Below are 24,649 nucleotides of genomic sequence, written 5' to 3' on the forward strand. Positions count from 1 at the left end.
TTGAGATGGATCAAGCAGCCGCAGCTATTGTTTTGAAAAAGGAACGTTTGCAGAATGACTATTGTGCTAGAAATGATGATTTGGACATTATATATCCCGCAATCTTTGACAAATAGATGAATCATGACGAATTTCTAGTTGATCTTCAACCTGAAAAAAAGGCCTAAAGTTTTATAGGCCATCCACTCAATCTTTTCGGATCTTTTCATCCTTTTTTCGATCAGGTAACACGACACAAAGCCAATATAAAATAGAAGAAGATGGGAAGTTTATTAAACCGACAATGCCCCAAAACCACTTATAACGCCCTCTTTTCTTTGCATCCATAAATAAAAGGAGGCCCTGCGCAAATAGCAACGGCAATGCACACAATAAAATGATCCACTCTGTCTGACTCATAAAGAAGACCCTCCTTTAATGTGTTGATATTCCTTGATGCCGACAACGACGCAGAGTGGCACACTCACTATTTGGAGAAGGATGAAGATGATAGGCAAATGGGTGATGACAGCTACAAATAGTGCCAAAATGGTCACACTGATAAGAACGTACGCCAGAACTTCTTGTTTAAAGCGCCTTTTCTCTTGTTCCTTCGCCTGCTTCAGCATCATCATGACAGCATGCTCACTTGGCTTTTCCACTTCAATTTGTTCATCTAGCTGCTGTAGCTCTTCCTTTAATCGTTCGGTGAACTGATCTTCCTTCATAGGGACCACTCCTTTCGAATTTTCTTTAATCCATGATGAACTCTTGACTTCACAGTGCCTTCTCTCATCCCAAGCATTGAAGCAATCTCGGGATAAGTAAAACCATAATAATAGTGAAGTATAATCGGTGCTCTCTCCTGAGCCTTTAATTCGTTTAGCGCTTCCCACATGTCATGCCATGGGTGGCCCTTTTGCTGTATGTCCCATTTGAACCGGCGTATCGTCTCTTGATTTGTTTTTCCTTCTCTCAATTGTTCACGTTTTCTTTTCTTCTGATGATCCAAAAATTGTCTAGATGCAATGGAAATGAGCCATGTTGAAAATAAGGAATCTCCTCTAAATGAAGAAAGTTTCATGTATGCTTTGAGCATCGTTTCTTGCATGATTTCTTCCGCCAGCTCTTGTTGAAGGGTGAGCTTCATCATATAACGGTAAACAAAGGAATAATGATGACGATAAAGGGCTGTAAATGCAGCATCATCCCCCTGTTGTGCCCGCTGAATCAATAAGGTTTCTTCTGTCTGCTCCAAACACACCCCTCCTTCCTTTTCTTCTCTTATTTATTAGACGACACGGATGGCGACATCGTTCAAAATAACCTTTGTTTTTTAGTTTGTTTGCTTTTCTCCCTTTTGGTCCAGTATTTGAAGCATTAAATATCCATTTTTTTCTTATGTAATGATTATGACATTCCTTCGCCTCTAACAAAATGATGCGTTCTGATTTTCTATCAAGCGGAGATGCTCTCCCCCATAATCACTAGGTCATCCCAATACCTATCGTCAATGATCCTTGTCTCATTTAGACGAAAATAAAATAATCAAGGCCTTAGTTTTCTAGAAAATCATGGAATAAACACCGCCAATTCTTAGCCGATGATACCTTTTTGCGTGCTATGCTCTTCCTACATTCCAAAAAGGCGATACTAGCGAAGAAAGGAGAAGCAGCTAAATCGCAGCTTATTTTGGAAACGTTCACATTAAAACAAAATAGAATGGAGATGTTGACTTTGAAGAAAAAAGTTCCAATGTTAGCTGGTGTGTTAGCGGTTGGTCTCGTGACTTCATTATTTGCACCTAATGGGGAGGCAAAAGCGGTAGCAAAGTATCCAGAAAGTCCTTCTATGATGGCCAATTTTAATCAACAAGGATTCTCCACATTAAATGGCGGTACAACAGGCGGTGAAGGTGGTAAAACCGTCACAGTCAAAACTGGAAATGAACTATTGGCTGCCCTCAAAAGTAAAGGAACTAACGAAAAATTAAAAATTGTTGTCGACGGGACGATTACCCCTTCTAATACATCTGCCAATAAAATCGATGTGAAAGATACAAACAATGTCTCGATCGTCGGCAAAGGCACGAAAGGTGAATTCAATGGAATTGGCATTAAAGTATGGCGTGCCAATAACATCATTATCCGCAACCTGAAAATCCATCACAGCAACATCGGTGACAAGGATGCCATCGGAATCGAAGGCGCTTCTAAAAACGTATGGGTTGACCATAATGAACTGTACAATACATTAAATTCGGGTAAAGATGATTATGATGGATTATTTGATGTGAAAAATGACTCCGACTATATTACCTTCTCATGGAACTATGTTCATGACAGCTGGAAAACGATGCTCATGGGCAGCTCTGATAACGACAGCTACAACCGAAAAATTACCTTCCACAACAACCGTTTTGAAAACCTGAACTCTCGTGTACCGTCTATGCGCTTCGGGGAAGGGCACGTGTATAACAACTACTATAAAGGCATCCATGCGACAGCGATCAACTCTCGGATGGGCGCAAAGATGAGAATTGAGCACAACATATTTGAAAATACAAAAAATGCGATCGGCAGCTGGGACAGCCGTCAAGTCGGTACATGGCATGTCATCAACAACTCATATATTAACAGCTCAGGCAGTCTGCCAACATCTTCTACAGGTACGTACAACCCTCCTTATCACTACTCTTTGCTTAACGTGAACAATGTCAAATCAGAAGTGGTATCAAATGCTGGTGTTGGAAAAGTAAACCCTTAAAACCACAAAACGTTCGGACAGAAATTACTGCCCGAACGTTCTTTTCATTTATTTATATTGTAGAAAACGGACGATCCATCTCATACAATTTTTGATAACGCGGGTTTTCTTTCAGCAAATCTTGATGCTCTCCCTGCATTTCAATTTGTCCATCTTCAATAAACATGATGCGGTCACATGCCTCACAGCCAGTGAGATGATGGGTAATCCAAATGACCGTTTTTCCTTTTAACACACGGAAGATGGTTTCAAGTAGCTCCCGCTCTGTGCGCGGATCAAGCCCGACGGTGGGCTCATCTAATACAACAATTGGAGTGTTTTGCAGCAAAATCCGTGCTAACGCCATTCGTTGTCTTTCTCCACCTGAGAAACGAACCCCTGTCTCCTGTACACCGGTGTGATACCCCTCTGGCAAGGATTCAATGGTATCGTGGAGCTGCACTTGTCGCGCAGCTTCTTTTACCTGCTCTTCTGTCGCATTTGGAGAGCCTAAGCGAATATTGTTTAAAACAGAAGTATCGAATAAATATGGCTGTTGATTCAGCACAGACACATACGCGGATACGTTCTCTTGAATGCTTTGTACCGCTTTCCCCTGGATACTGACATTTCCTTGATTCGGCACGACGGCTCCTTCTAACAATTTTAAAATAGTCGATTTTCCTGCACCACTTTTTCCTAAAAGAGCGAGTGTTTCGCCTTGCTTCAGTGAAAATGACAGGTGCTTTAGCACATGTTGGTGTGAATCATACCTAAAGGACACTTGATCAAAACAGACAGCTTGATCGTTAGAACTGGTCGACGGACCCTCTGTCTGCCCATCAGCTCCCTCGTCATACGATTGCTTCTCATAATGATTCAGTCTGCCGACAGCATGCTGATAGACTGGAATATCACCTGCCGCATCTGAGAGCGGAAGAAAGGCTTCTGTTAACGGAAACAGTACAAGCACGAAGGCTGCAATCAGTGTGTGTGACATCGAGCCTGACTGAACGACTGACCCGCTCCAATACACAACAAGCACAACCGCGCCTCCAATTATGAGCTGTGCAAAAAATTGGCGCAGACGGATAAATCGGTGCTTAGCTCCTTCAAGCGCTAACAGCTGCGCTTCTTTCTGTTCATATGCATCAACAAAATCTTTCTGCCTGCCGCTAAACAACCAGTCACTAACGCCCATGACGGCATCTGTTAAATGGCTGTACAGTTCATTTCTGCCTTTTTTCATTTGAATTTGTCTCGCCCGGTTCACTAGCACGGTGACGTATGGGAAAACGAATACGAGAAGTGCCATATAAAGCAGCATCAGTCCAGCGAATGGCCACGAGAATAGACCAAGAGCCCCAATGGATGCGGCATATAAAAGCAGCGCACCGATGGATGGAAAGATGGTTTTTAAATAGGCGTCCTGCAGTCTCTCAACATCATCTGACAAGAGCCCAAGCATTTCACCTGTACCCAGCTTTGTTTGTTTCGCACTTCGTTCAGCCATGTCATACAGACGGACACGCATTTTTTCAATCATGGTCAAAATGAGCTGGTGGCTCGCCAGTCTTTCTGCGTAGCGGGCAGCTGAGCGGGAAATACCAAAGGTACGTACAGCTACAATAGGGACGTACACCATGAGTATATTTTCAGGTCGTGTGGCCGCTTTTGAAATGAGAAATCCTGACGTATACATCAGCATAGAAGCAGAGAATACTGCAATGGCCCCTAAAAATAAAACCAGGGCAAACAGCTTTTGATTCTCCTTGATATAAGGTATAAACCAGCCTTTACTGACCATGTGTGACCGCCCCCATTTGCTCCTGTACCAATTGATAATACACGCCTTTTCTTTCCATTAATGATTCATGTGTCCCCATTTCTGCAATCGTTCCTTGATCCATGACAATGATTTCATCCATGTCTGGCATCCAATGAAGCCTGTGCGTCGCTAAGAACACCAGTTTATCCTCAAACAGCGGGAGCATCGTTTTCTTCAATTCATACTCCGTCTCAATGTCGAGATGCGCTGTCGGTTCGTCTAACAGCATGATCGACCGCTGGCCGAGTACCGTTCGCGCAAGTGCAATTCTTTGCGCCTGTCCGCCGCTGAGACCTCTTCCCTGTTCTCCAATGACCTCATCGAGACCATTTGGCAGCTGCATCACTAGCTGAGATAAGCCAGCCTCATGCACAGCTCTTTCCACTTCTTCATCTGTTGCGTCTGGTTCGTAAAAACGAATGTTCTCTCGTAATGTCATGTGAAATAAATAAGGATGCTGCGGCATATAGACGACTTCTTTTTGCCATTCCTTCATCTGTAAATGAACAAACGGCTGGCCGTTTAACGTGATTTGACCTGAAGTCGGTTCAACAAAGCCGCCGAGCACATCGGTTAATGTCGATTTCCCCGAACCACTTGCACCGATGATCCCGATTTTTTTCTTTCCTTTGACCGTGAAGTCTACATCCTGAATGGAATAAGGAGCATGCTCATCATGCAGGACACATATATCTTGCAGTGTGAGTACAGATTGTTCGTTCCACTCATTCAGTTGCACAGATTGTGTGTCCTGAACGCGAAAGCCTTTTTCTTCTAAAATAACCTGCATGGCTTCATTCGCTTCTTTTCCATTTAGTGTCGCATGATAATCATTTCCCACTTCTCGCACCGGCAGGAAATATTCAGGCGCCAGCATGAGTGCCGTCAAAGCCGGCAATAACAGAAGCTCTCCTTCAATTAATCGCAAACCAAGAAAGACGGCAACGGTTGCAATCGACAGCATGGAAAAGAAAACAAGCGCAAATGATGAAAGAAATGCGACCTTCAGCGTACTCATGGTCGCCTTTCGATATCGCTTTGACACCTCCGCAATATTGCGGGAATGTTTTTTGCTAATGCCTAAGTAACGAAGCGTTTCAAGGCCGCGGAGAGAATCAGTAAAATGATTGGATAATTTCTCATACGATCTCCATTGTTTGGCCGCTTTACGCTGAGCAACAAGACCTAGCAAAATCATAAAAACAATTAAAATCGGCAGCGTCACGATTAATATGACAGCAGATGTTTCATCTAACGTCCAAACATAGATGAGTACCATCACTGGAATAACCGCCATATTCACCATTTTCGGCAAAAATAGCTGTAAATACTGACGATATTGAGCAATTCCCTCCATCGCTAATGTGACAAGCTTTCCTGTTCCTTTTTTCTTTGTGAAAGCTGGACCTAAACGAAAGAGTTGATCTAACAGCTGTTTTCTGACGTCTGCTCCAATTCGGGAAGAGTAGGTAAACATGACCTTCTCCCGAATGAAGGTGAGACCGTGCCGCACAAGAAAGGCAGCAAGAAACAGCAGGACATAAGGTGTTGCCTGCGATAGGCTTTTCCCGTCAAACAGCGTAGTAATGGCATGTGCCAGCCACTGTGCTTGGAAAATAATACTTGCTCCTTGAATGAGTGACACAATACCTAAGAGGGCAAGGAGCCCTCTCATTCCTTTTAATTGAAGCAAACGTTTATCCATTAGTAAGTCATTGGCTCCTTACCGCTGACCCGTTTACGGAAGACGTAATAGCTCCAAATTTGGTACCCAAGCACAAAGGGCAGCAAAGAAATGGCTACAATCGTCATCACCGTTAGTGAATAGGATCCGGATGCAGCGTTATGAATGGTGAGATCAAATGCATGGTTGATCGAGCTAATCATGACGCGCGGGAACAATGCAGTGAAAAGCATGGTGACCGTCACCATGATGCCTGCACCTGTGAAGAAAAATGTCCAGCCATCACGTTCTTTTCTCATAAAGAATAGAGCCGCTACGTAACAAACCACAATGAGTACAGTTAACGGAATGGTGATCATCGGGCGTACCGTATAAATGTCTGTTTCCATGATAGATACACCGACAAAAAGGACAAGAACTGGCAGTGCAATGAGCAGGACACGCTGGCCAAGCTTTCTTGCACGATTTCTTAAATCACCTTCTGTACGAAGTGTGACGAATATCAATCCGTGCAGGAGGCAAAGAACCGTCACAGCTAATCCGCCGATTACTGAATAAAGGTTCACAAAATCCGTAAAGCCAGCATACATGTTCATGTCTTGATCAATCGGCATCCCGCGTAAAATACTTGTGAATAACACACCGAGTAAAAACGGCGGGAGCAGACTGCCAAAGAAAATGACCCAGTCCCACGCCTTGATCCAAGAGGCTTTCTCAACCTTCCCTCGAAATTCAAAGGCGACTCCGCGCCCGATGAGCGCTAAGAGCAGAACTGCAAACGGGATATAGTATCCGCTGAACATCGTGGCATACCAGTGAGGGAATGCAGCGAAAATAGCGCCCCCAGCTGTAATCAGCCAGACCTCATTCGCATCCCAGAAAGGACCAATCGTATTAATTAAAATGCGGCGTTCGTGCGCATCCTTTCCAAGCAGTTGCATGGACATCCCCACACCAAAATCAAATCCTTCTAAGAAGAAAAATCCAACAAACAATACTGCGACAAGAATAAACCAAATCTCGTTAAGATATGCCATGATATGCGCCTCCATCAAATGGATCTGTAGACAGGTCCGTTTCATCCTTTTGATCTGTATCCTCTTCCGAATGTGCACCTTTTTTAATTTCTCGAATGAATAAGTAGGCAAGCAAGATGGCAAGAATCAAATAAATCGTCGTAAAGCTAATGACTGAGAATAACAGCATGCCATACGATACGTTTGGCGAAATCGATTGAGCCGTCGTCATCATACCAAAGACGGTCCACGGCTGACGCCCGATCTCTGTCATGATCCAGCCAGCTGAGTTCGCAATAAACGGGAACGCAATCATCCACACCATGAAACGCAAATACCATTTGTTCGTTTCGAGTTTCTTTCTAAAGCTCAAGTACAAGCCAATCATACTAGCAAAAATCATCAGTATTCCGGCACCAACCATGATTCTAAAGCTCCAGAATGTGGTTTTCACTGGTGGAATGTAGTCTCCAGGACCAAATTTGGCTTCATATTCTTTTTGAAGTGTCAGCATGCCTGGAACATCTCCACTGAACTTCTGATAAGCCAAGTAACTTAAAGCAAACGGAATATTGATCTCTGTAGAGTTTTCTTTTTTATCTGTATCAATATTGGCAAATAGAGTCCAAGCCGCTGGATCTCCACTATCCTTCCAAAGGGCTTCACTTGCTGCCATCTTCATCGGCTGTGATTTCATTAAGTGCTTCGCTTGATCATGTCCAGAGAACGCTACACCTAAGCCAGAAACTAAAGCGAGTACCATGGCAATTTGGAATGATTTTTTGAAAAAAGCGATTTCTTGTTTTTTGATCATTTTATAGGCACTAACTCCTGCAATAAAGAAGGCACCTGTAGCGAGCGCACCAAACAGAACGTGCGGGAATTCAACCCAAAGCTGCGGGTTCGTTACAAGAGCGCCAAAATCATTCATTTCTGCGCGGCCATTTTTAATGACAAATCCAACTGGCTCCTGCATAAATGAGTTGGCGAGTAGAATCCAAAAAGCCGAAAAGATCGTACCAAGGGAAACAAGCCAAATACACAATAAATGAATTTTCTTCGGCAGACGGTCCCAACCGAATATCCAAAGTCCAATAAATGTAGATTCAAGGAAAAAGGCGAGCAGTGCTTCAATGGCAAGCGGTGCACCAAAGACATCACCGACAAACCTTGAATAATCTGACCAGTTCATCCCGAACTGGAATTCCTGCAGAATCCCTGTCACCACACCTACTGCAAAGTTGATTAAGAACAGGTGACCCCAAAACTTCGCCATCTTTTTATAAATATCTTTTTTCTTGACGACATAAAGGGTCTGCATCAATGCAACGATGAACACCAAACCTATTGACATAGGAACAAAAATGAAATGAAATAATGTCGTTGAAGCAAATTGAAATCTTGCTAAAAACAGCTCACTCACAGCCTTACATCCTCCCTTACTTTCACATGCCGAATGATTCGATATTTATGCTCATCACTTCACAAAATGTTCAATATTTGTTCAATGATTCACAAATAATAGCCTGTTTGAAATGGTTTACTCGGTGAAATTTTACTCTTGCTTTTCATTCGGTTAGTTATTTATACCTGTACTTTACACCCATACGCTTCAAAAATAAAGTAAATTTTACCTAAAAATTGGATGGTATTGTGTCAGTTGTTTGAATACTTTGTCAAAAATATGTGACAGGAAATAAAAAAACAAAAAAATAGCGCTGCATGTGAGCCGCAGCGCTTTATTTCTTTTTTAGGCTTTTTTTTGTAGAGCGGGTCTAGTGACTTGTACTTCATAGTACGTAATTTTATTTTTTAATAGTCCTTCAGGTCTCGCTTTTCCATGATGCCTGAGATATCGACTTAGATATCTGGAAAATCACACAAAAAAATTTCGATCAGACAGACTGATCGAAATCGGTTAGGAAGGGACTTGTTCCCCTTTTCTGCTATTTTTACGTTCTAAAGACCAAGCAAACATTTCACGAATAATCGGTTCAATTTTCTGCCCTTGCGCTGTTAATGCATATTCAATCCGTACTGGAATATCGGGGTATACGTTTTTCTCAACGAGCCCTTCTGCTTCTAGATTCTTCAGCCTTTCAGATAACAATCTGCCGCTGATGTTCATTTCATTTTCAAGCTGACAGAAACGTTTGGGGCCTGTCAGAAGCTGATTAATGATGAGAATGACCCACTTCTTGCCTAGAATCTCCATGGCATCTGTGATTGGACAGCCATCTACTTGAGCCATACTTCATTCCCTCCTGCTTTTCTCTCTTTTTTTCATTATAGCACATTTAATTACTTGAAATAAGTCACTAACTATTATATAGTTTAGTTACTTTAAGTAACGAGGTATTCATTTTTATAGATTTTCAAAAACATTTGAACATGCCGATGCATATATCATGAAGGAGATGACCGACCTTGAAGACAATTGAACAGCTACGATTGGGTGTAACAGAGTTACATGTGTCCAGCTTTGAGCGTTCTTTACCTTTTTATACAGACATTTTAGGATTTACGATAATAAAACAGACGGAATCCACCGTCACTCTCGGAAGTCATGCAAAGGAACCCATTCTTTTGTTAAAAGAGGATGCACAGCTCAAGAAGAAGCCCGATCATGAGCCCGGACTTTATCATTTTGCTATTTTATTACCTACCAGAAAAAACCTGGGCACATGGCTGGCACATGTGATCAAAAAAGGCTATCCTTTAATTGGAGCAAGTGATCACTTTTTCAGTGAAGCCATTTATTTAAGTGACCCTGACGGCATTGGCGTAGAAATATATGCTGATCGCCCTGAGGACGTTTGGGTAGGTGAGCAAGGAGAACTGAAAGGTGGCGGAAATGCACCGCTTGACGGAGATGGTCTCCTACAAGAGGCTGCTGATACAACGTGGGAAGGACTTCCTGCTGGTACAGTCATGGGGCACTTGCATTTCCATCTCAACCCAGAAGAAGCTGATTCCTTTTATGTCCATACGCTTGGTTTTCATATCCGAATGGCTCCACCAGCAAGCTTATTCATTGCAGGTGGCGTCTATCATCACCACCTTGCCTTTAATGCATGGGGACGCGGAAGAAAAGGAGCCATTGATCCACGTTTTTCAGGAATTAGAAGCTATACACTGGTATTTCCAGAGGAAGCAGACAGACAATCCGTCCTCGAGCGTCTGACCAAAGCAGGCACTCAAGTTAAAACGACAGGTAAAAGTAACGAATTTGTTGATCCATTTGGCGTTCTCGTTCGTTTACAGATTGAAGAAGCAGACTAAAAAGAAGGTGCAGAATATGGACAAACACACAGATCTTAAAACAGCCATTTTAAAAGATAAAATAAAACGAGTACAGCAAGAAGACGGGTATATATATATCACTGGACCCATTAAACTGCCAGTGAATTTAGACGGCAGAACCGTGATGTTCAACTGGTATTCATGGTTAAAAGACGATGGAAAAGAACCATTGTCTGATGAAGCTTTAATTGAAAGCCTCTCGTCCCGCCAGCTTGCCGATCATCAGCAGTCAAGCGTGCTGGTGTATGGAGATTTCGAGCAAGCTGATGAAGCCCTTATCCGCATGCATTCCATTTGCCACACTGGTGATATTTTCGGAAGCAAGCGCTGCGACTGCGGGTTCCAATTGAAGCAGTCCATGCGAATGATTGAGGACAATGGTGCAGGTGCACTGTTTTATTTAGCGAATCATGAAGGCCGAGGTATTGGACTTTTCACTAAAGCCATGGCTTATATCCTTCAAGAAAACGGCTACGATACAGTAGAAGCGAACGAAGCTCTCGGCTTTGAAGATGACACGCGTCAATATGAAGAAGCCATCGCTGTTCTTCAAACACTTCGTACAAAGCCGGTCAGACTCATTACCAATAATCCAAAAAAGACAGATGCCATCAGTCATGCGGGTCTATCTCTTTCTGGACGTATTCCACTTTGGGGTGATGTCTCGGAGTTTAATGAAAAATACTTGCAAACAAAAATCAACCGCTCAGGTCATATGAAGGCGGAGCAAGAGGTGCATACGATTGCCACATCATGAGCGATATATGAATCTAGCCCTTGAAAATGCACAGGCAATGAAAGGTCAGACATCTCCAAACCCACTCGTCGGGGCTGTGATTGTGCGAGACAATGAAATTGTTGGTGTCGGTGCCCACATGAAAGCCGGTGAACCGCATGCTGAAATTCACGCACTCAAAATGGCTGGAGACAAAGCAAAAGGAGCTACTATTTATGTGACCCTCGAGCCTTGTTCTCACCATGGTCGCACAGGTCCATGTGCAGAAGCACTTGTGAAAGCAGGAATCGAAACTGTTGTCGTGGCGGCACTTGACCCGAACCCGCTTGTCGCTGGCCGCGGGATTGCCATTTTACAAGATGCAGGGATCCAAGTCATTACAGGCGTACTTGAACAGGAATCCATTCTCATGAATGAAGTGTTTAACCATTTTATTACGAAGAAAACACCGTTCGTGACGCTCAAAGCAGGCATTACCTTGGACGGGAAAATTGCGTCAGCTACGTCTGACAGCAAGTGGATTACAGCTGAGACATCTCGTTATGATGCCCATCACATCCGCAGTATCAATGATGCGATTTTGGTCGGTGCTCAAACCATTATTCATGATGACCCTTCTTTAACGGCACGGATTCCAAATGGGCGCCATCCGATTCGTATTGTCTTAGACTCTAAACTGTCAACACCACTAACAGCAAAGGTTGTCACTGACCAGCTGGCACCCACATGGATTTTTACAACAAAGCAAGCTGATGAGGAAAAACGAGCCGCTCTAGAAGCAGCTGGCGTGAGCGTCTTTATAACAGATAGCGACACGCGAGTTCCCCTGCAAGAAGTGCTTCAAGTGCTAGGAGAAAAAAATGTCTCCTCCCTCATGATTGAAGGCGGCGGACAGGTCAACGCTTCATTTTTAGAACAGCAGCTTGTAGACAAATTGGTCATCTATATGGCACCTAAACTCATTGGCGGAAGACTTTCTCCTTCCTTTTTCGGAGGCGAAGGCATACGCCTCATGAGTGATGCCATTGAATTGGATCAACTTTCAGTAGAACCGCTTGGGAAAGATATTAAAATAACGGGCTATCCCGTTTATCAATAACGTACTTTCTATCATAGAATAAGGCTGTCTAAAAAATCTAGACAGCCTTATTCTTTATTTGATTCACCCTAGAAACTTCAAAATATTTTTGTGCTTTTTACTCCATTCTCTCTAAAAATTCAATTCGATTTCCAAATGGATCATCTACATAGAATCTGATTGCTCCATCTAAGGGCTCATCTTCTTTTATATGAATGTGATGTTGCATGAAAGTCTCTTTTAAATTCGATAAGTTCTTTACTTGAAATGCTGGATGAGCTTTTTTAGCAGCATGAAATTGATTTTCGATACCAATATGAAGCTGCTGATTTCCGCACTGAAACCAGACACCGCCACGCTTGACTAAATGACTAGGCTTAGGTATTTCTCTCATTCCTAAAATTTCTCCAAAAAACAAACGCGCTTTCTCTTCACTCCCCTTTGGGGCAGCTAATTGGACATGATCAATCCCTAGGAAATTGGACATACACATTCTCCTTTCTTCTCACAACATCCAAAAAACATTTGTTTTTACTATTACGTTTGAGATGAATCCTAGCTGATATTGTCGATTCACCAATCATCACCGTGAAACTTATCGTAAAATGTTTCATGTGAAACATTTGTGATTTGATCCCTATCGATTTCCCTCTACCAGTCTGCCAAAGCTTTCGGGTGAAAGTCCCGGTGAGATGCGAACACGGTGCAAGGACATCATGCCTTGTGCCTTTTTCGCATGTCCTGGTTCAGTCGTGACAGCCATTTGATAACCCGCTTCTTTCGCCAGCTTCAGCGTGTGCTCGTTATAGCGCCCGACAGGATAACTAACCATTCTTGTACGCTGAGTAAATCGTTGATCAAAAAATGCCTTTGACCCTTTTAATTCCTCTTTTTGCTGCTCCCTTGATAAACGATTGAGCTCTAAATGATGAATGGTATGACTTTCAATCGATAGTCCACTTGCTATCATTTCATCCATTTGCTCATCTGTTAAGTGGTTCGGTCGGCCAATGGATTGCTCAATCATGAAAATCGTTGCCTTCATTCCATACTGCTTTAAAATCGGAAACGCTTTTGTATAGTTATCGGTATATCCATCATCGAATGTAATGAGGACACACTTCTCACTTGGCTTCGTATTTGTCGTGAATACGCGGTACGCTTCTTCTGGAGACAGCGTAACATAGCCGTTGTCCTTCAGCCATTTCATATGAGCCGCAAACTCGCTCTTTGGTACACGCAGCGAGTTACCGCTGGAGATGCTGTGATACATCAAAATTGGAAGCTCTACCGGCTCCTTTTGCTCAATCCATTTTGGTGTATCAATCACTTCCGCTTCTTTCTGCTGAATCTGTTTTGTTTCTTTTACTTGTAATGGACCCTTTTCCTCTTTGACTACTTGATGGTTTCCTTCCGTTTGCTCCTTCGTTCCCATACAGCCCGAAATGAACAGCGCCAAAAAACCAACCGCAATCAACATACATGTTTTCTTCATTCACCAATCCTGCTTTCTCTCTATCTACCGAATGATTATAACAGAAATTGGTTAATAGCTGATATCTATTTTGACAGGGCGTTCATTTTTTTACACATTTCGATCATTTCGATGGCAAGCAGATGAATGGTCTCTGTTGTGAGCATTTGATCTTCTGCATGTATCAGCAATAAAGAAAAGGGAAGCTGTTCCCCTGCCGCCTCTTTTTGGATCAGCGACAAATGCAGGTTGTGGATGCTTCGAAACGCTGCCTCCCCTTTTTCAATCAACTGCTGTGCTTTTTCAAAATCATCGGCTCTTGCTAGACGAATCGCTTCGACATAATGACTTCTTGCCTCGCCCGCATGAGCAATGATTTGAAAGGCTGCTCCCTGCATTTCCTCTAATACCGTCATCTGCTTCTCCTCCAATTATTTAAGATTCATTAGCTAGTTTCAGAGCATGCTCTAGTATTTTTTCTCCGTTTGCTGTTCCGTATAATCTCACATTGATGACATCGACAGGTATTCGATAAGGCGCGGCGGTTTTTTCTGCTGCCTTTTTCATAAAGCTTACTTGCGGTCCAAGTAAAATCGCCTGTACATCTTCTCCATGCTCTTCTAATTCATCCGCAATAGCCCCTTCAGGTATGGCGTATATATCATAATCCAGCCCTTTAGCTTCTGCGGCTGCCTTCATTTTAGACACTACAATAGATGTCGACATTCCTGCGGCACAAGCGAGAATGATTCGTTTCATATCCCATCACTCCTATCGATAAATGATTTCTGTTTCAACCTTCAGTTCTCTTGTTTTCATTAATGTTCGGTACCAATACGCTGATGCTTTCATTTGGCGGTTCCGTTCATTTTCCAGCTGAATTTCGACTAATCCGTAGCGATTTTTAAAGGCATTCATTGGCGATACATTATCTGTAAAAGCCCACAGCATATAGCCTGTGCAATTGGACCCTTCTGCTTTCGCCTGAAGTGCTCGCTTCAAATGCTGGCTGATAAATGAAATACGATACTGATCATCAATGATACCGTCTTCATTTTTAAATCGTTCTTCCTTTTCTACACCCATCCCGTTTTCGGCTACAAACCACTCGATATTTCCGTATTCTTCTTTTATTCTCATCCCCATATCATAGACAATGTCCGGGTAGATTTCCCAGCCTCTGAATGGATTCATTTTTCTCCCTGGAAGCTCAAACATATCGTAATAATAAGACGGATGAAATGGTGTCCCTTCATTCCACGCCTTACTCGGTGCCTTGACACGATGCGGGTAGTATAAGTTGAGCCCGACGACATCAACCGGATGATTCTTGATGACCTGCAGCTCTTCCTCTGTCGCATCGAAAAGAATATCATGTTTTTTCAACACATCGAGCAGTTCTTTTGGATACTCCCCTTTGATCGAGGGATCTAAGAACACTCGATTAAAAAACAGATCATACATCCGTGCCGCTTCCTGATCATGCAGGGCAGAGGATCTTGCATACGTCACTTCTGGATTGAGAATCACCCCAATTTTTGCACCTATCGATTCCTTCAATCTCATCTCCCGAAACAGCTTCACCACTTTTGCCGTTGCCAGCGCTTTATGATAGTTCCACTGCATCCATTTCTTCGTATTTTGCTCAAAGGGATAACGGATAGCGTCTAGATAAACACGAGTTTGGACAACAATCGGTTCATTAAAGCTAAACCAATGTTTCACCCGATCCCCGTAGCGCTCAAATACCTTTTCCGCATAGAGGACAAATAGCTCGACGACGTGCTTTGATGACCATCCGCCATATTTTTCAAGCAGCTCGGCTGGAAGCTCATAATGCTCTAAGCAAAACATCGGCTCTACACCTGCTGCGATTAATTCATTGATCAAATCATCAATATAACGGGCATAGGTCTCATCCACAATCCCCTTCTCGTAATCTATGAGAAATCTCGACCAATTAATCGACGTCCTGTAATGAGTCAGTCCGATTTCTTTCATAAGGGCTACATCTTCTGGATAACGCTCATAAAAGTTCGTTGCGCCTGCCGGTCCATATCCTTCATGCCACACGTGATACCCGTTCTTATACCATAAATCGATGTACGAATCCTGATGCGCTTGCTTTCCCTTCCATCCCTCCGTTTGCCAAGCAGAAGCCGCAGCACCTAGGATAAAATCACTTGGAATCTCAATTCTGTTCATGCTGCCACCTTCCCTTTCCTCGTCTGAACGTGAGTCCTTCCCAAATCCCTTGCAAATACATAGCTTTCAAGCGCTCGATCATATAAACGGTAACCAGGTCTGCCTATCTCACCAAAGATTGCATGTTCATTCATGCCACTCCCCTTTATTCTGAATCTGGTGCCGCTTCCGGTTTACGGTTAGACAAAAGAACAAATGGAAAATAGATGAAGACCGCAACCACAATACAGATGAGCTGTGTGATGACCGCCCCCATGCTGCCAGCGGTGGACAGCCACGCATTCACAATCGGCGGTGTCGTCCACGGCACCATCACAACGGCTTTTCCAGCAAATCCTGTAGCTGTCGCAATGTAACCAATCGTACCTGTCACAAGCGGTGTGACGATAAATGGAATGGCCATCACAGGGTTTAACATGACGGGCAAGCCAAAAATAACGGGTTCATTGATGTTAAAAAGACCTGGTCCAGATGAGAGCTTGGCAATACTTCGCATCTCTTCCCTTCTTCCAGCAATAAAAATCGCAATCAAAAGCCCAATGGTCACACCTGAACCACCAATGCTCATATACACATCCCAAAATGGCATCGTGATGATATTCGGAATCTCTTTTCCTTCTTGAAATGCTGTCATATTCACTGCAATTGACCCTAATAAGAGCGGCTCCCTGATCGGTTTGATCATCTGGTTGCCATGGATGCCGATCACCCAGAAAAATTGTGCCACAAACATCAACGTTAAAATCCCTGGCAGACCTTGTACAACACTTTCTAGCGGACGCTGTACCACGTTATACACTGCTTCATGCAAATAAATGCCTGTCAAACGGTGAAATGCAAAGCCGAAGGAACTAATGATCGTAATCGTAATGATCGAAGGAAAAAGTGACGAAAAAGATGTTGCCACATTCGATGGAACAGAATCTGGCATCTTGATTTGCAGCCATTTTACCTCGGTCAGCTTACAAAAGATTTCCACAGATACGATTGCAATGATCATCCCTAAAAATAGGCTTTTTGGATCGGAAAATTGCCTTGCCAGTACATCTACGACCTCACGCATCGATCCATCAACTTCAAGAAGAAGTGTCGTTGGAATAACAGATATAAACGAAATCAATGCCATCAGACCTGGGAACAGAGACTTGTGCCCGTTGATTTTCCCAAGCTCTATCCCGATCAGGAACACAGCCCCAATTGTTAAAAAGTTCAGCGTGGCATAGTTGATTGCCTTCATAATTGGCTGAAGCTCTGCTAAAAATCTAAATATCTCAAAATGAGCAAGCCCTGTCTCCGGGCTCATAATCATATTTGCCACCAGTACAGCAAAAGCCCCTGTAATGATGATTGGCATCAGCGTGACAAATGCCTGTTTAATCGCCATAATATATTTCTGGTTCGTGATGCGATAAGCTACATTTCCCATGACGTCTGCTGCTTTCTCCTTGAAGCTCATGATCCGTCTCCCCCTTTGCAAAAACTCGTGATCATCCTCCTTTTTGATGTTATTTTAAAAGCGCTTTCATTAACATCTAATCTTTTTCCTCACAGATGTGGAAATGGGTGTCCCTTTTTTTCATTTGGATGCTCCAATACTTGAAGTGCCGCCGCCAGTTCCTCAAATGAAGCGGCCTTGATGAGTTGTTCCACCACTTCCTTACGCTCTGTCAGCCGTACAAGAAATTGATAAAGTGACTGTAATTCTTTTTGATACGTCTTTTGGATACTCAACAAACAAACAACTTGTACCCGATCTTCACCCCACAGCACCGGTTTTTTCAACGTACAGATCGCACAAAATGTGTCATCTGTTGCCGGCTTAATCGGATGGGGAATCGCGACCAAATGACCAAACGATGTCGGTGATACTTGCTCTCTCTCCAGTAATAATTGTTCAAACTCGTCTGGGATGCGATGCTGTTCCTTGAGCACGTTCACGAAAAATTGCAGAACCTCTTCCCTTGATTGAAGATCTTGCTGAAAAAATGTCAGCGCCGGACTAACATACCGCAAAACCCCTGTATCCTGCGCGCCCTGAACAAACCGTTTCAGCCGCACAATATCATCGTCACTTAGAATCGTATGTACATCAATCACTGGCACCGGCAACGTGTTCTGTAGCGGAATGGTACTAATGATAAAATCAATGCCTCTCAAATCATACGAAGACATTTCCCCAACACTTGCAGTTCCAGCGATCTCCAGCCTTCCGCTAAAAGCTGCTGTCAGCTTATGAAGAAGGAGCTGACTGCTGGCGACACCTGTCGCACACACAATAAGACATCTCTTTTTCACATGCTCTGATTTTGTCCGCTCGATTGCAGCACCGATATGAAGCGCCAAATACCCAATCTCATCCTCATGAATCTCAACACCCTCTTTTTCTTTCAGCCATCTGCCCATATAGACACCCGCTTCAAATGCAATGGGATAATGCCGTTTAATGTCCGTTAAATAAGGGTTACGAATATTCATATCATATCTAAAACGATGGATGGCAGAACGTAAATGAAGACTTAATCCAACGATTAACTCTTTATCAAATTGAATATCAAGTGACATGTGATCCTCTACATAAGCAAGCAGTTGGTGAGTGAAGCGAAAGTGATCTTCGTCTAGAAGATGAAATAGCGTATGACCGGCATCTCCATATGCCATCATCTTGGCTCCCATCAAGTGAATCGCAATATACGCCATTTCAGATAATGGAAAATCAATCGCGAGGATATGCCGAATATCTTCTGCCATTTGTTTAGCTACTTGGAAAACGGGCTGCATTTGAATATCTTTCAATTCGGCTTCTGGCATCACGACCAGTTTTTTCTCTTCAATTCGTTTGCATGCAATGGCAATGTGGGTGACTAAATTACTTAAACCGATCTCTGACAGATGAAGGCCGCTTGCTTTTGTACGTGAGCGCACGATGTCCTGAACCAATTGATATGTTTCTTCAGGTAACAGAGCAGAGTTCGCCTGCTCATGCTGAAACACATGCTCAGCCATACAATATCTTAATTTCATTTCATCCCCTTTCAGCTTCAGTCCATATTTAGGACGATGTGACACAGAAAGTCCATGTAATGAAAACAAATGTCTGACTGCTTTCAAATCATTTTTCACTGTCGATTCACTCACAAATAATTCCTCTGCAAGCGCATCTAACTTGGTATAGTCTTCTGACAGAAGCAGCCTTTTCAACAGATAAGCTACACGGTCTTCAGGCTGATTGGGAATGACCTGTTCCTTTTTTTCATTTCTTTCTCTCAATGATTCTTTCAAAAACGTACGAAAAGACCCATAATCCTCGACGGTCAATATATACCCTGCTCCGCGTTTGATATGTAGTACGGCTCCATGTTCATCTAACATGCATTTAAGCGCTTTCATATCCGTTCGAATCGTCCGTGATGTGACGCCAATCATGCGGGCAATTTCTTCACTTGTCAGTTCCTGCTCCGCTTGCATCAACCTTTTCAGAAGCTCCTCCTGACGTAGAGATAGCATAGACTCTCCTCCCTTGTCATTTACTTTTGCCTATCATCATAAACGAAAATAGAACTCTTTGCCCAGTTTTTCTTTCCAATTGGGAACCACGATATGGCTCATTCGTATGAATAGAAAACAAGAGGAGGGATGCATCATGGGTTCTTTTATGTTTGTGGTTATAATCATATTGGCTTCTTTAGGCGCAATCATTGCCCATTTGTTCACACAAAAGGGTCAACGCACAGCTGGTAAGCGTCCTGCTCATCACAATTCAACGACAAGTACCTATACTTCATATACTCATCACGCTTCTGAAGCCTCCTGCGGGGGAGATTCTGTCGATAGTGGTGGTGGATGTGACTAAACAAAAAACAGCCGCTCACATATAAGACGGCTGTTTTATCTATTATTTTAAAGAGCTTTCCAGCCCCGTTCAATCAAATGTTTAACATCTTTTGCGAAATCCTCGCCCTTTTCCATCACGTCCTGGGCTCTTCCTGCAAAATTACTGGCAACAGCCAGCTCCATTTTTTTCAATTCAAAGTGTAAGATTTTTTGATCAATCTCGTTGATATATGTTTCATACTCACTGTTCACAATGTCACGCATCACATGGTAGGCGTCTTTTCGGTGGCGATGAAAGTCCGTTCCTCTCTCACCTTTCCATGACGAATCTAGAGCAGGCTTCTTGATTTCCTTTATGTCTAAATGCGCAAGATCTTGTTCTGTTCGAATATTGCTTTTCGCTGTCTTTAACCGAGAGATCATTTCATCAAATTCTGCACGTTTGTTATCAATGCCCATATGCAGATGGTGCAGCATCTCGGATAAACTCATGTCATCCACCTCTATCGGACCTCATATGAAAGCACAGTGTCAGAGCCTTAGGAAGCTATCGGTTCACTTAATTTTTTCAATCCTGACATTTCTATCAATCTGCCTTCATTAAGTATAGTATAAGGTGAAAAGCCTCAGCCTTAAATAGGGAAAAGGTGTCCTTTTAGTGACGAATTTGGAAGAAAAACGGAATAATACAAGGTCGTAAATCCTTGATTATATATGAGTCTTTAGATCTATAATTCATTCTATTCCTTGCAATACATAAGAAAACGATTGCGCGTTATTTTGCAGCAATCGCTTCATCCTGTTCTTTTAATGTTTTCACATTCGAGCGTGTGTCCTGGACATTTTTGATTAAGGCTTCTTTAAAACTTGAGACCATTTCGTTCACCTCTGTCTCACGCGCCGTCCACTTGGTCACAAATTCAAGACTGTTTTCACCCGCTTTATCTGCTGATTTTTTCATCGTTAAAGCTTCGACTGCTTGGGAGACTTCATCTAGTTGATTCATAACTGTTTGGTAGTTTAACTTAATTTGTCCCATCGTGATATCCTCCAGATTTGTTCAGTGTGAAAGCAGCTCTAAAAACTGTTCCATGCTTTTGAGATCAAGCGTTTCGCGTCCTCTACTGCGTCTTCTCCTTTTTCAGCAAGACGTGCGGCGTCTCCTGCTAAGGAACTGGCGAAGGACAAAGCAGTTTGTTCAGCTTCTAATGTACTTATTTTGAATTCGATACGGCTTACGTAACGTGGGTATTTGTCGTTCACGATCGTTTGCAGCGCATCATGTGCTTCATTCCGCTCTGATTTGAAATCCTGGCTTCGCTCACCTTTCCAAGAGGTCCCAAGTTTTGGCTGCTTGATTTGCTTTAGGTCTGCTTCTGTCGCATCTTGTTCACGTTCGACCTTACTTTTTGCCTTTTTAAGTCGAGCGATTTTCTCTTCGATTTCTGCTTTTTTACTTGAAATGCCACCGTTTAGGGCAGACAGCATATTTGATAAGCTCATATGGGTTCCTCCTCCTGTCAAAAAATAAAAACGCTGCTTAGAATTTCTCTAAACGAGCGTAAGATGAATAGCACTTTTTCCAATATTGTTATTATAAGGTTCAAAGACTCATGTTTGAATAGGGATTTTTGCCCTTTTTATGGGATAAATATGCTTTCATTCTGCTTCACATTACCCCTTTAGACCTCTTTCATAAAGGGTCTAAAATCCCAATGATCTGCTTTATATCAAATATAGTCTCTCGGTCCTAGGACAAACAAAAGCCGCCCCGTGAGGACGGCTTTTCTAAACGGCTTATGAGGCTGATTCTTCTGAGTCTTGTTGATTTTTGACGTACCAGATGAATTTCCCTGTGTATCCGTAAATAATGGCAAGAGCAATGGCAACAAAGCTCAACCACATAAATGGTAAATAGGAGAATGTCGAGACGCCTAGAATCCCTGCCATGTAAATTCCGTTATCTGACCACGGAACCATACCAGACGTCATTGTTCCACCGACCTCAGCGTTTCTAGATAGGACGCGTCTGTCTATTTTCAATTTATCGTAGCTTTTTTCCATAATTTTTGGTGTAAGAATTAATGAAACGTACATTGCACAGCCAAAAATATTTGCAAAGAATGCAACAACAAGTGTAGATAGGGTGACATTTCCTGCATTATATAATTTCTTCTCGAAAGTAGCGACAATGACTTTTAAGATGCCTAGGTATTCAAGTACGCCACCAAAACCAAGTCCGAGAATAATGACCACTAAAGATCCAAGCATATTCACAATCCCGCCACGATTTAACAGCGTATTTAAGAAATCTACATCTGAATTAATAGAGAAGCCATTGTATGCTGAACCAATCGCATCTGCTGGATTCATTCCTTGGAAAGCCATTGCCCATATAGCTCCTAAAAGAGCACCAATGGCAATAACAGGCATTGAAGGTTTCTTAAATACGAGCAGTAATACAACCACTACTGCTGGGATGACCATCCATATGTTGATTGTGAATGTATCATGAAGTGCATTTTTCAAAAATTCTACTTTTTCTTGATCAATGTTGCGTCCGGCATACATAAAGCCTGTAACCGTAAACATAATGGCCGTAATAACAAAGGCGGGTACGGATAAAACCATCATCGCTCGAACATGCGCCAGCACGTCCACTTTTGAAAGAGAGGAAGCGAGCACTGTACTATCTGATAATGGAGATAATTTATCTCCAAAGTAAGCACCAGATAAGACTGCACCTGCTACGATCGGAAGTGGAATACCAAGACCTTCACCAATGGCGATCATCGCAATCCCAGCCGTTCCAACCGTTCCCCAAGAAGTTCCTGTTGCAATGGACATGATTGCACAGATGACAAGTGTAGCTAATAAGAAAATATTAGGATGAATAAACTCTAGACCATAGTAGATTAACGTAGGAACAACTCCACCTGCAATCCATGTTCCAACAAGTGCACCTACTGAAATTAAAATTAAAATGGCTTCTAACCCATTCGATATCCCTTTTGTGATCGCATTTTGAAGATCCTTATAGGAATGCCCCAATCGAATACCTAATGCGATAACCATAAACCATGAGATGAACAATGCCAGTTGAATATCTAAATTGAAGTAAAGAGTGAATGATAAAACAATTGCTAAAAATAAGCCAAGTACAGACACGACTTCTAAAATAGATGGTAGACGTGGTGTTTTCATTTTGTTTCCTCCCTTTGTGCGTGCGTTAAGCGTTTTCAAAATATTGTGAAAAAAGTGTGTCAATTCGAAAGAAAGTGAATTGCCTGTTTTTCTCTATTTCACAGGCAATTCCACATATTAATAAAATAAAATTTTTGATATTATTATCGCTCTAGGAGCTCCGCACCCGCAATGCCAGGCTTTGTCATCTCAAATGGATTCAAAATAATATCAAGTTCTTCTTCTGTTAACACATCATTTTGCAAGCAAAGATCTCTGATCGATTGTCCTGTCAAAATGGCTTCCCTTGCGATTCTAGCTGCGGCTTCATAGCCTAAGTGAGGGTTTACCGCAGTAATGACACCTGCACTTTTTTCAACATATTCTTTCAAACGTTTTTCATTTGCTTCGATGTCCACTAAGCAATGATCCGTGAATGAACGGAATCCGTTATTCATTATACTAATAGATTGAAGCAAGTTAAAGACCAAAACAGGTTCCATGACATTTAACTCAAGCTGACCCGCTTCAGAAGCAAGACAGATCGTGTGGTCATTCCCAATCACCTGGAATGCAATTTGGTTAATCAGCTCTGCCATGACTGGGTTGACTTTCCCAGGCATAATCGATGAACCCGGCTGACGAGCTGGCAATGCAATTTCAGCAAGACCTGCACGTGGACCAGATGCCATCAAGCGAAGGTCATTGGCAATCTTGGACATGTTCATCATGCAAACTTTTAATGCTGCGGACACTTCTGTGTAAGCATCTGTGTTTTGCGTCGCATCCACGAGATGCTCTGCGCCTATAAGCGGCAGCCCTGAAATATCAGCAAGCTTTTTCACGACGATCTCAATATAACGAGGATCTGCGTTTAAGCCTGTCCCAACAGCTGTTGCACCCATATTGACTTCATATAAATGTTGCTTTGATTGGTTGATCCGTTTAATATCACGGCTGAGCACGCGGCTGTATGCTTCAAATTCTTGTCCTAAACGAATTGGAACAGCATCCTGCAAGTGCGTACGTCCCATTTTGATCACATGATCGAATTCTTTCGCTTTCTTTTGAAATACGTCATGCATCGTTTGCATCGTCTCAAGCAGAATGTCTAATTGCTTCAACACAGCAATGTGGATCGCTGTTGGAAACGAGTCATTCGTTGATTGTGACATGTTTACATGTGTGTTTGGGCTTAAATGGATGTATTCTCCCTTTTGATGTCCCATGATTTCTAAAGCTCTGTTTCCAATCACTTCATTGGCATTCATATTCATCGACGTTCCTGCGCCGCCTTGAATTGGGTCTACAATAAAGTACTCATGCAGCTTGCCTTCAATGACCTCATCAGAGGCTTGTACGATGGCATTTCCGATTCCTTCATATAAACGTCCAACTTCCATATTGGCTTGAGCTGCTGCTTTTTTCACGATGGCAAAGGCTCTGATCAGTTCCTCATGCATCCGATATCCTGTAATCGGGAAATTTTCTTTTGCACGAAGAGTTTGAACCCCATAATACACGTCTGCTGGAATTTCTTTTTCACCAAGAAAATCCTTCTCATAGCGATAAGTTGCTTGAACCATC

26 protein-coding genes are annotated in these 24,649 nt (G+C 42.6%); 5 read left to right on the plus strand and 21 right to left on the minus strand.

The window, feature by feature from the left end:
- Nucleotides 1–186: 186 nt before the first annotated feature.
- From C5695_RS19250 to sigY, 3 genes are read right to left on the minus strand one after another with little or no spacing between them, the layout of a single operon-like run.
- The gene (locus tag C5695_RS19250) at nucleotides 187–399 is read right to left on the minus strand and encodes a transcriptional regulator (RefSeq protein WP_117732579.1); all 213 of its coding nucleotides are present in this window, start codon (nucleotides 397–399) and stop codon (nucleotides 187–189) included.
- Nucleotides 396–707 carry a YxlC family protein gene (locus C5695_RS19255; RefSeq protein WP_117732581.1) on the minus strand — a complete coding sequence of 104 codons (312 nt, stop codon included), beginning with the start codon at nucleotides 705–707 and terminating at the stop codon, nucleotides 396–398. Before C5695_RS19255 ends, C5695_RS19250 begins: the two co-directional genes overlap by 4 nt.
- Nucleotides 704–1,237 (minus strand): RNA polymerase sigma factor SigY, encoded by a 534-nt coding sequence (gene sigY, locus C5695_RS19260; RefSeq protein ID WP_117732583.1) that lies wholly within the window; start codon nucleotides 1,235–1,237, stop codon nucleotides 704–706. The genes C5695_RS19255 and sigY overlap by 4 nt, the downstream gene beginning before the upstream one ends.
- Before the next feature lie 470 nt (nucleotides 1,238–1,707).
- Here sigY and C5695_RS19265 point away from each other — a divergent pair, with 470 nt between their 5' ends.
- The gene (locus tag C5695_RS19265; RefSeq protein ID WP_233230884.1) at nucleotides 1,708–2,745 is read left to right on the plus strand and encodes a pectate lyase family protein; all 1,038 of its coding nucleotides are present in this window, start codon (nucleotides 1,708–1,710) and stop codon (nucleotides 2,743–2,745) included.
- Between the two features lie 52 nt (nucleotides 2,746–2,797).
- On the opposite strand, the gene cydC is transcribed toward C5695_RS19265, so the two are convergent.
- The 5 genes from cydC to C5695_RS19295 form a co-directional block, all read right to left on the minus strand.
- Nucleotides 2,798–4,531: a thiol reductant ABC exporter subunit CydC gene (gene cydC, locus C5695_RS19270; protein ID WP_117732585.1), complete on the minus strand. Its 1,734-nt coding sequence runs from the start codon at nucleotides 4,529–4,531 to the stop codon at nucleotides 2,798–2,800.
- A complete protein-coding gene (gene cydD, locus C5695_RS19275; protein ID WP_117732587.1) occupies nucleotides 4,521–6,257 on the minus strand; it encodes a thiol reductant ABC exporter subunit CydD in 1,737 nt (578 codons plus the stop codon). Before cydD ends, cydC begins: the two co-directional genes overlap by 11 nt.
- Complete coding sequence (cydB, locus tag C5695_RS19280; protein WP_117732589.1) at nucleotides 6,257–7,273, minus strand: cytochrome d ubiquinol oxidase subunit II; 1,017 nt, start codon at nucleotides 7,271–7,273, stop codon at nucleotides 6,257–6,259. Before cydB ends, cydD begins: the two co-directional genes overlap by 1 nt.
- Complete coding sequence (locus C5695_RS19285; protein WP_117732591.1) at nucleotides 7,260–8,675, minus strand: cytochrome ubiquinol oxidase subunit I; 1,416 nt, start codon at nucleotides 8,673–8,675, stop codon at nucleotides 7,260–7,262. Before C5695_RS19285 ends, cydB begins: the two co-directional genes overlap by 14 nt.
- 495 nt (nucleotides 8,676–9,170) lie before the next feature.
- The gene (locus C5695_RS19295; RefSeq protein ID WP_117732593.1) at nucleotides 9,171–9,503 is read right to left on the minus strand and encodes a winged helix-turn-helix transcriptional regulator; all 333 of its coding nucleotides are present in this window, start codon (nucleotides 9,501–9,503) and stop codon (nucleotides 9,171–9,173) included.
- Nucleotides 9,504–9,679: 176 nt separating this feature from the next.
- Here C5695_RS19295 and C5695_RS19300 point away from each other — a divergent pair, with 176 nt between their 5' ends.
- Genes C5695_RS19300 through ribD form a run of 3 tightly spaced genes read left to right on the plus strand, consistent with a single transcriptional unit; the run spans nucleotide 9,680 to nucleotide 12,390 of the window.
- Complete coding sequence (locus C5695_RS19300) at nucleotides 9,680–10,534, plus strand: VOC family protein (RefSeq protein ID WP_117732595.1); 855 nt, start codon at nucleotides 9,680–9,682, stop codon at nucleotides 10,532–10,534.
- A 16-nt stretch (nucleotides 10,535–10,550) separates the two neighbouring features.
- Nucleotides 10,551–11,312, plus strand: a complete 762-nt coding sequence (locus tag C5695_RS19305) for a GTP cyclohydrolase II (protein ID WP_117732597.1) — start codon at nucleotides 10,551–10,553, stop codon at nucleotides 11,310–11,312.
- The gene (gene ribD / locus C5695_RS19310) at nucleotides 11,299–12,390 is read left to right on the plus strand and encodes a bifunctional diaminohydroxyphosphoribosylaminopyrimidine deaminase/5-amino-6-(5-phosphoribosylamino)uracil reductase RibD (protein ID WP_117732599.1); all 1,092 of its coding nucleotides are present in this window, start codon (nucleotides 11,299–11,301) and stop codon (nucleotides 12,388–12,390) included. The genes C5695_RS19305 and ribD overlap by 14 nt, the downstream gene beginning before the upstream one ends.
- A gap of 97 nt (nucleotides 12,391–12,487) precedes the next feature.
- Here the strand turns inward: ribD and C5695_RS19315 are convergent, their stop codons facing one another.
- The 8 genes from C5695_RS19315 to C5695_RS19345 form a co-directional block, all read right to left on the minus strand.
- On the minus strand, nucleotides 12,488–12,856 hold the full coding sequence (locus tag C5695_RS19315; RefSeq protein ID WP_117732601.1) for a VOC family protein: 369 nt from the start codon (nucleotides 12,854–12,856) through the stop codon (nucleotides 12,488–12,490).
- A gap of 150 nt (nucleotides 12,857–13,006) precedes the next feature.
- Nucleotides 13,007–13,864 carry a polysaccharide deacetylase family protein gene (locus C5695_RS19320; RefSeq protein WP_117732603.1) on the minus strand — a complete coding sequence of 286 codons (858 nt, stop codon included), beginning with the start codon at nucleotides 13,862–13,864 and terminating at the stop codon, nucleotides 13,007–13,009.
- A 65-nt stretch (nucleotides 13,865–13,929) separates the two neighbouring features.
- Nucleotides 13,930–14,259 (minus strand): PTS sugar transporter subunit IIA, encoded by a 330-nt coding sequence (locus tag C5695_RS19325; protein WP_117732605.1) that lies wholly within the window; start codon nucleotides 14,257–14,259, stop codon nucleotides 13,930–13,932.
- Nucleotides 14,260–14,278: 19 nt separating this feature from the next.
- On the minus strand, nucleotides 14,279–14,602 hold the full coding sequence (locus C5695_RS19330; RefSeq protein WP_117732607.1) for a PTS sugar transporter subunit IIB: 324 nt from the start codon (nucleotides 14,600–14,602) through the stop codon (nucleotides 14,279–14,281).
- 12 nt (nucleotides 14,603–14,614) lie between these two features.
- Nucleotides 14,615–16,048 carry a glycoside hydrolase family 1 protein gene (locus C5695_RS19335; RefSeq protein WP_117732609.1) on the minus strand — a complete coding sequence of 478 codons (1,434 nt, stop codon included), beginning with the start codon at nucleotides 16,046–16,048 and terminating at the stop codon, nucleotides 14,615–14,617.
- The gene (locus C5695_RS20735; protein WP_233230759.1) at nucleotides 16,045–16,182 is read right to left on the minus strand and encodes a mannonate dehydratase; all 138 of its coding nucleotides are present in this window, start codon (nucleotides 16,180–16,182) and stop codon (nucleotides 16,045–16,047) included. The genes C5695_RS19335 and C5695_RS20735 overlap by 4 nt, the downstream gene beginning before the upstream one ends.
- 11 nt (nucleotides 16,183–16,193) lie before the next feature.
- Nucleotides 16,194–17,504, minus strand: a complete 1,311-nt coding sequence (locus C5695_RS19340) for a PTS sugar transporter subunit IIC (RefSeq protein WP_117732611.1) — start codon at nucleotides 17,502–17,504, stop codon at nucleotides 16,194–16,196.
- A gap of 89 nt (nucleotides 17,505–17,593) precedes the next feature.
- The gene (locus C5695_RS19345) at nucleotides 17,594–19,552 is read right to left on the minus strand and encodes a BglG family transcription antiterminator (protein WP_117732613.1); all 1,959 of its coding nucleotides are present in this window, start codon (nucleotides 19,550–19,552) and stop codon (nucleotides 17,594–17,596) included.
- Between the two features lie 136 nt (nucleotides 19,553–19,688).
- On the opposite strand from C5695_RS19345, the gene C5695_RS19350 reads away from it, so the two are divergent.
- On the plus strand, nucleotides 19,689–19,898 hold the full coding sequence (locus tag C5695_RS19350) for a hypothetical protein (RefSeq protein ID WP_233230760.1): 210 nt from the start codon (nucleotides 19,689–19,691) through the stop codon (nucleotides 19,896–19,898).
- Nucleotides 19,899–19,945: 47 nt separating this feature from the next.
- Here C5695_RS19350 and C5695_RS19355 read toward each other — a convergent pair whose 3' ends face one another.
- The 5 genes from C5695_RS19355 to aspA form a co-directional block, all read right to left on the minus strand.
- Nucleotides 19,946–20,371 carry a YwqH-like family protein gene (locus C5695_RS19355; protein ID WP_117732615.1) on the minus strand — a complete coding sequence of 142 codons (426 nt, stop codon included), beginning with the start codon at nucleotides 20,369–20,371 and terminating at the stop codon, nucleotides 19,946–19,948.
- 283 nt (nucleotides 20,372–20,654) lie between these two features.
- On the minus strand, nucleotides 20,655–20,918 hold the full coding sequence (locus C5695_RS19360) for a YwqI/YxiC family protein (RefSeq protein WP_117732617.1): 264 nt from the start codon (nucleotides 20,916–20,918) through the stop codon (nucleotides 20,655–20,657).
- A gap of 38 nt (nucleotides 20,919–20,956) precedes the next feature.
- Nucleotides 20,957–21,382: a YwqH-like family protein gene (locus tag C5695_RS19365; protein ID WP_117732619.1), complete on the minus strand. Its 426-nt coding sequence runs from the start codon at nucleotides 21,380–21,382 to the stop codon at nucleotides 20,957–20,959.
- A 294-nt stretch (nucleotides 21,383–21,676) separates the two neighbouring features.
- Nucleotides 21,677–23,083 carry a Na+/H+ antiporter NhaC gene (nhaC, locus tag C5695_RS19370; protein ID WP_117732621.1) on the minus strand — a complete coding sequence of 469 codons (1,407 nt, stop codon included), beginning with the start codon at nucleotides 23,081–23,083 and terminating at the stop codon, nucleotides 21,677–21,679.
- Nucleotides 23,084–23,226: 143 nt separating this feature from the next.
- On the minus strand, nucleotides 23,227–24,648 hold the full coding sequence (aspA, locus tag C5695_RS19375; RefSeq protein ID WP_117732623.1) for an aspartate ammonia-lyase: 1,422 nt from the start codon (nucleotides 24,646–24,648) through the stop codon (nucleotides 23,227–23,229).
- Nucleotide 24,649 lies beyond the last annotated feature (1 nt).

The sequence above is a fragment of the Bacillus pumilus genome, assembly GCF_003431975.1.
GTDB lineage: Bacteria > Bacillota > Bacilli > Bacillales > Bacillaceae > Bacillus > Bacillus pumilus_N.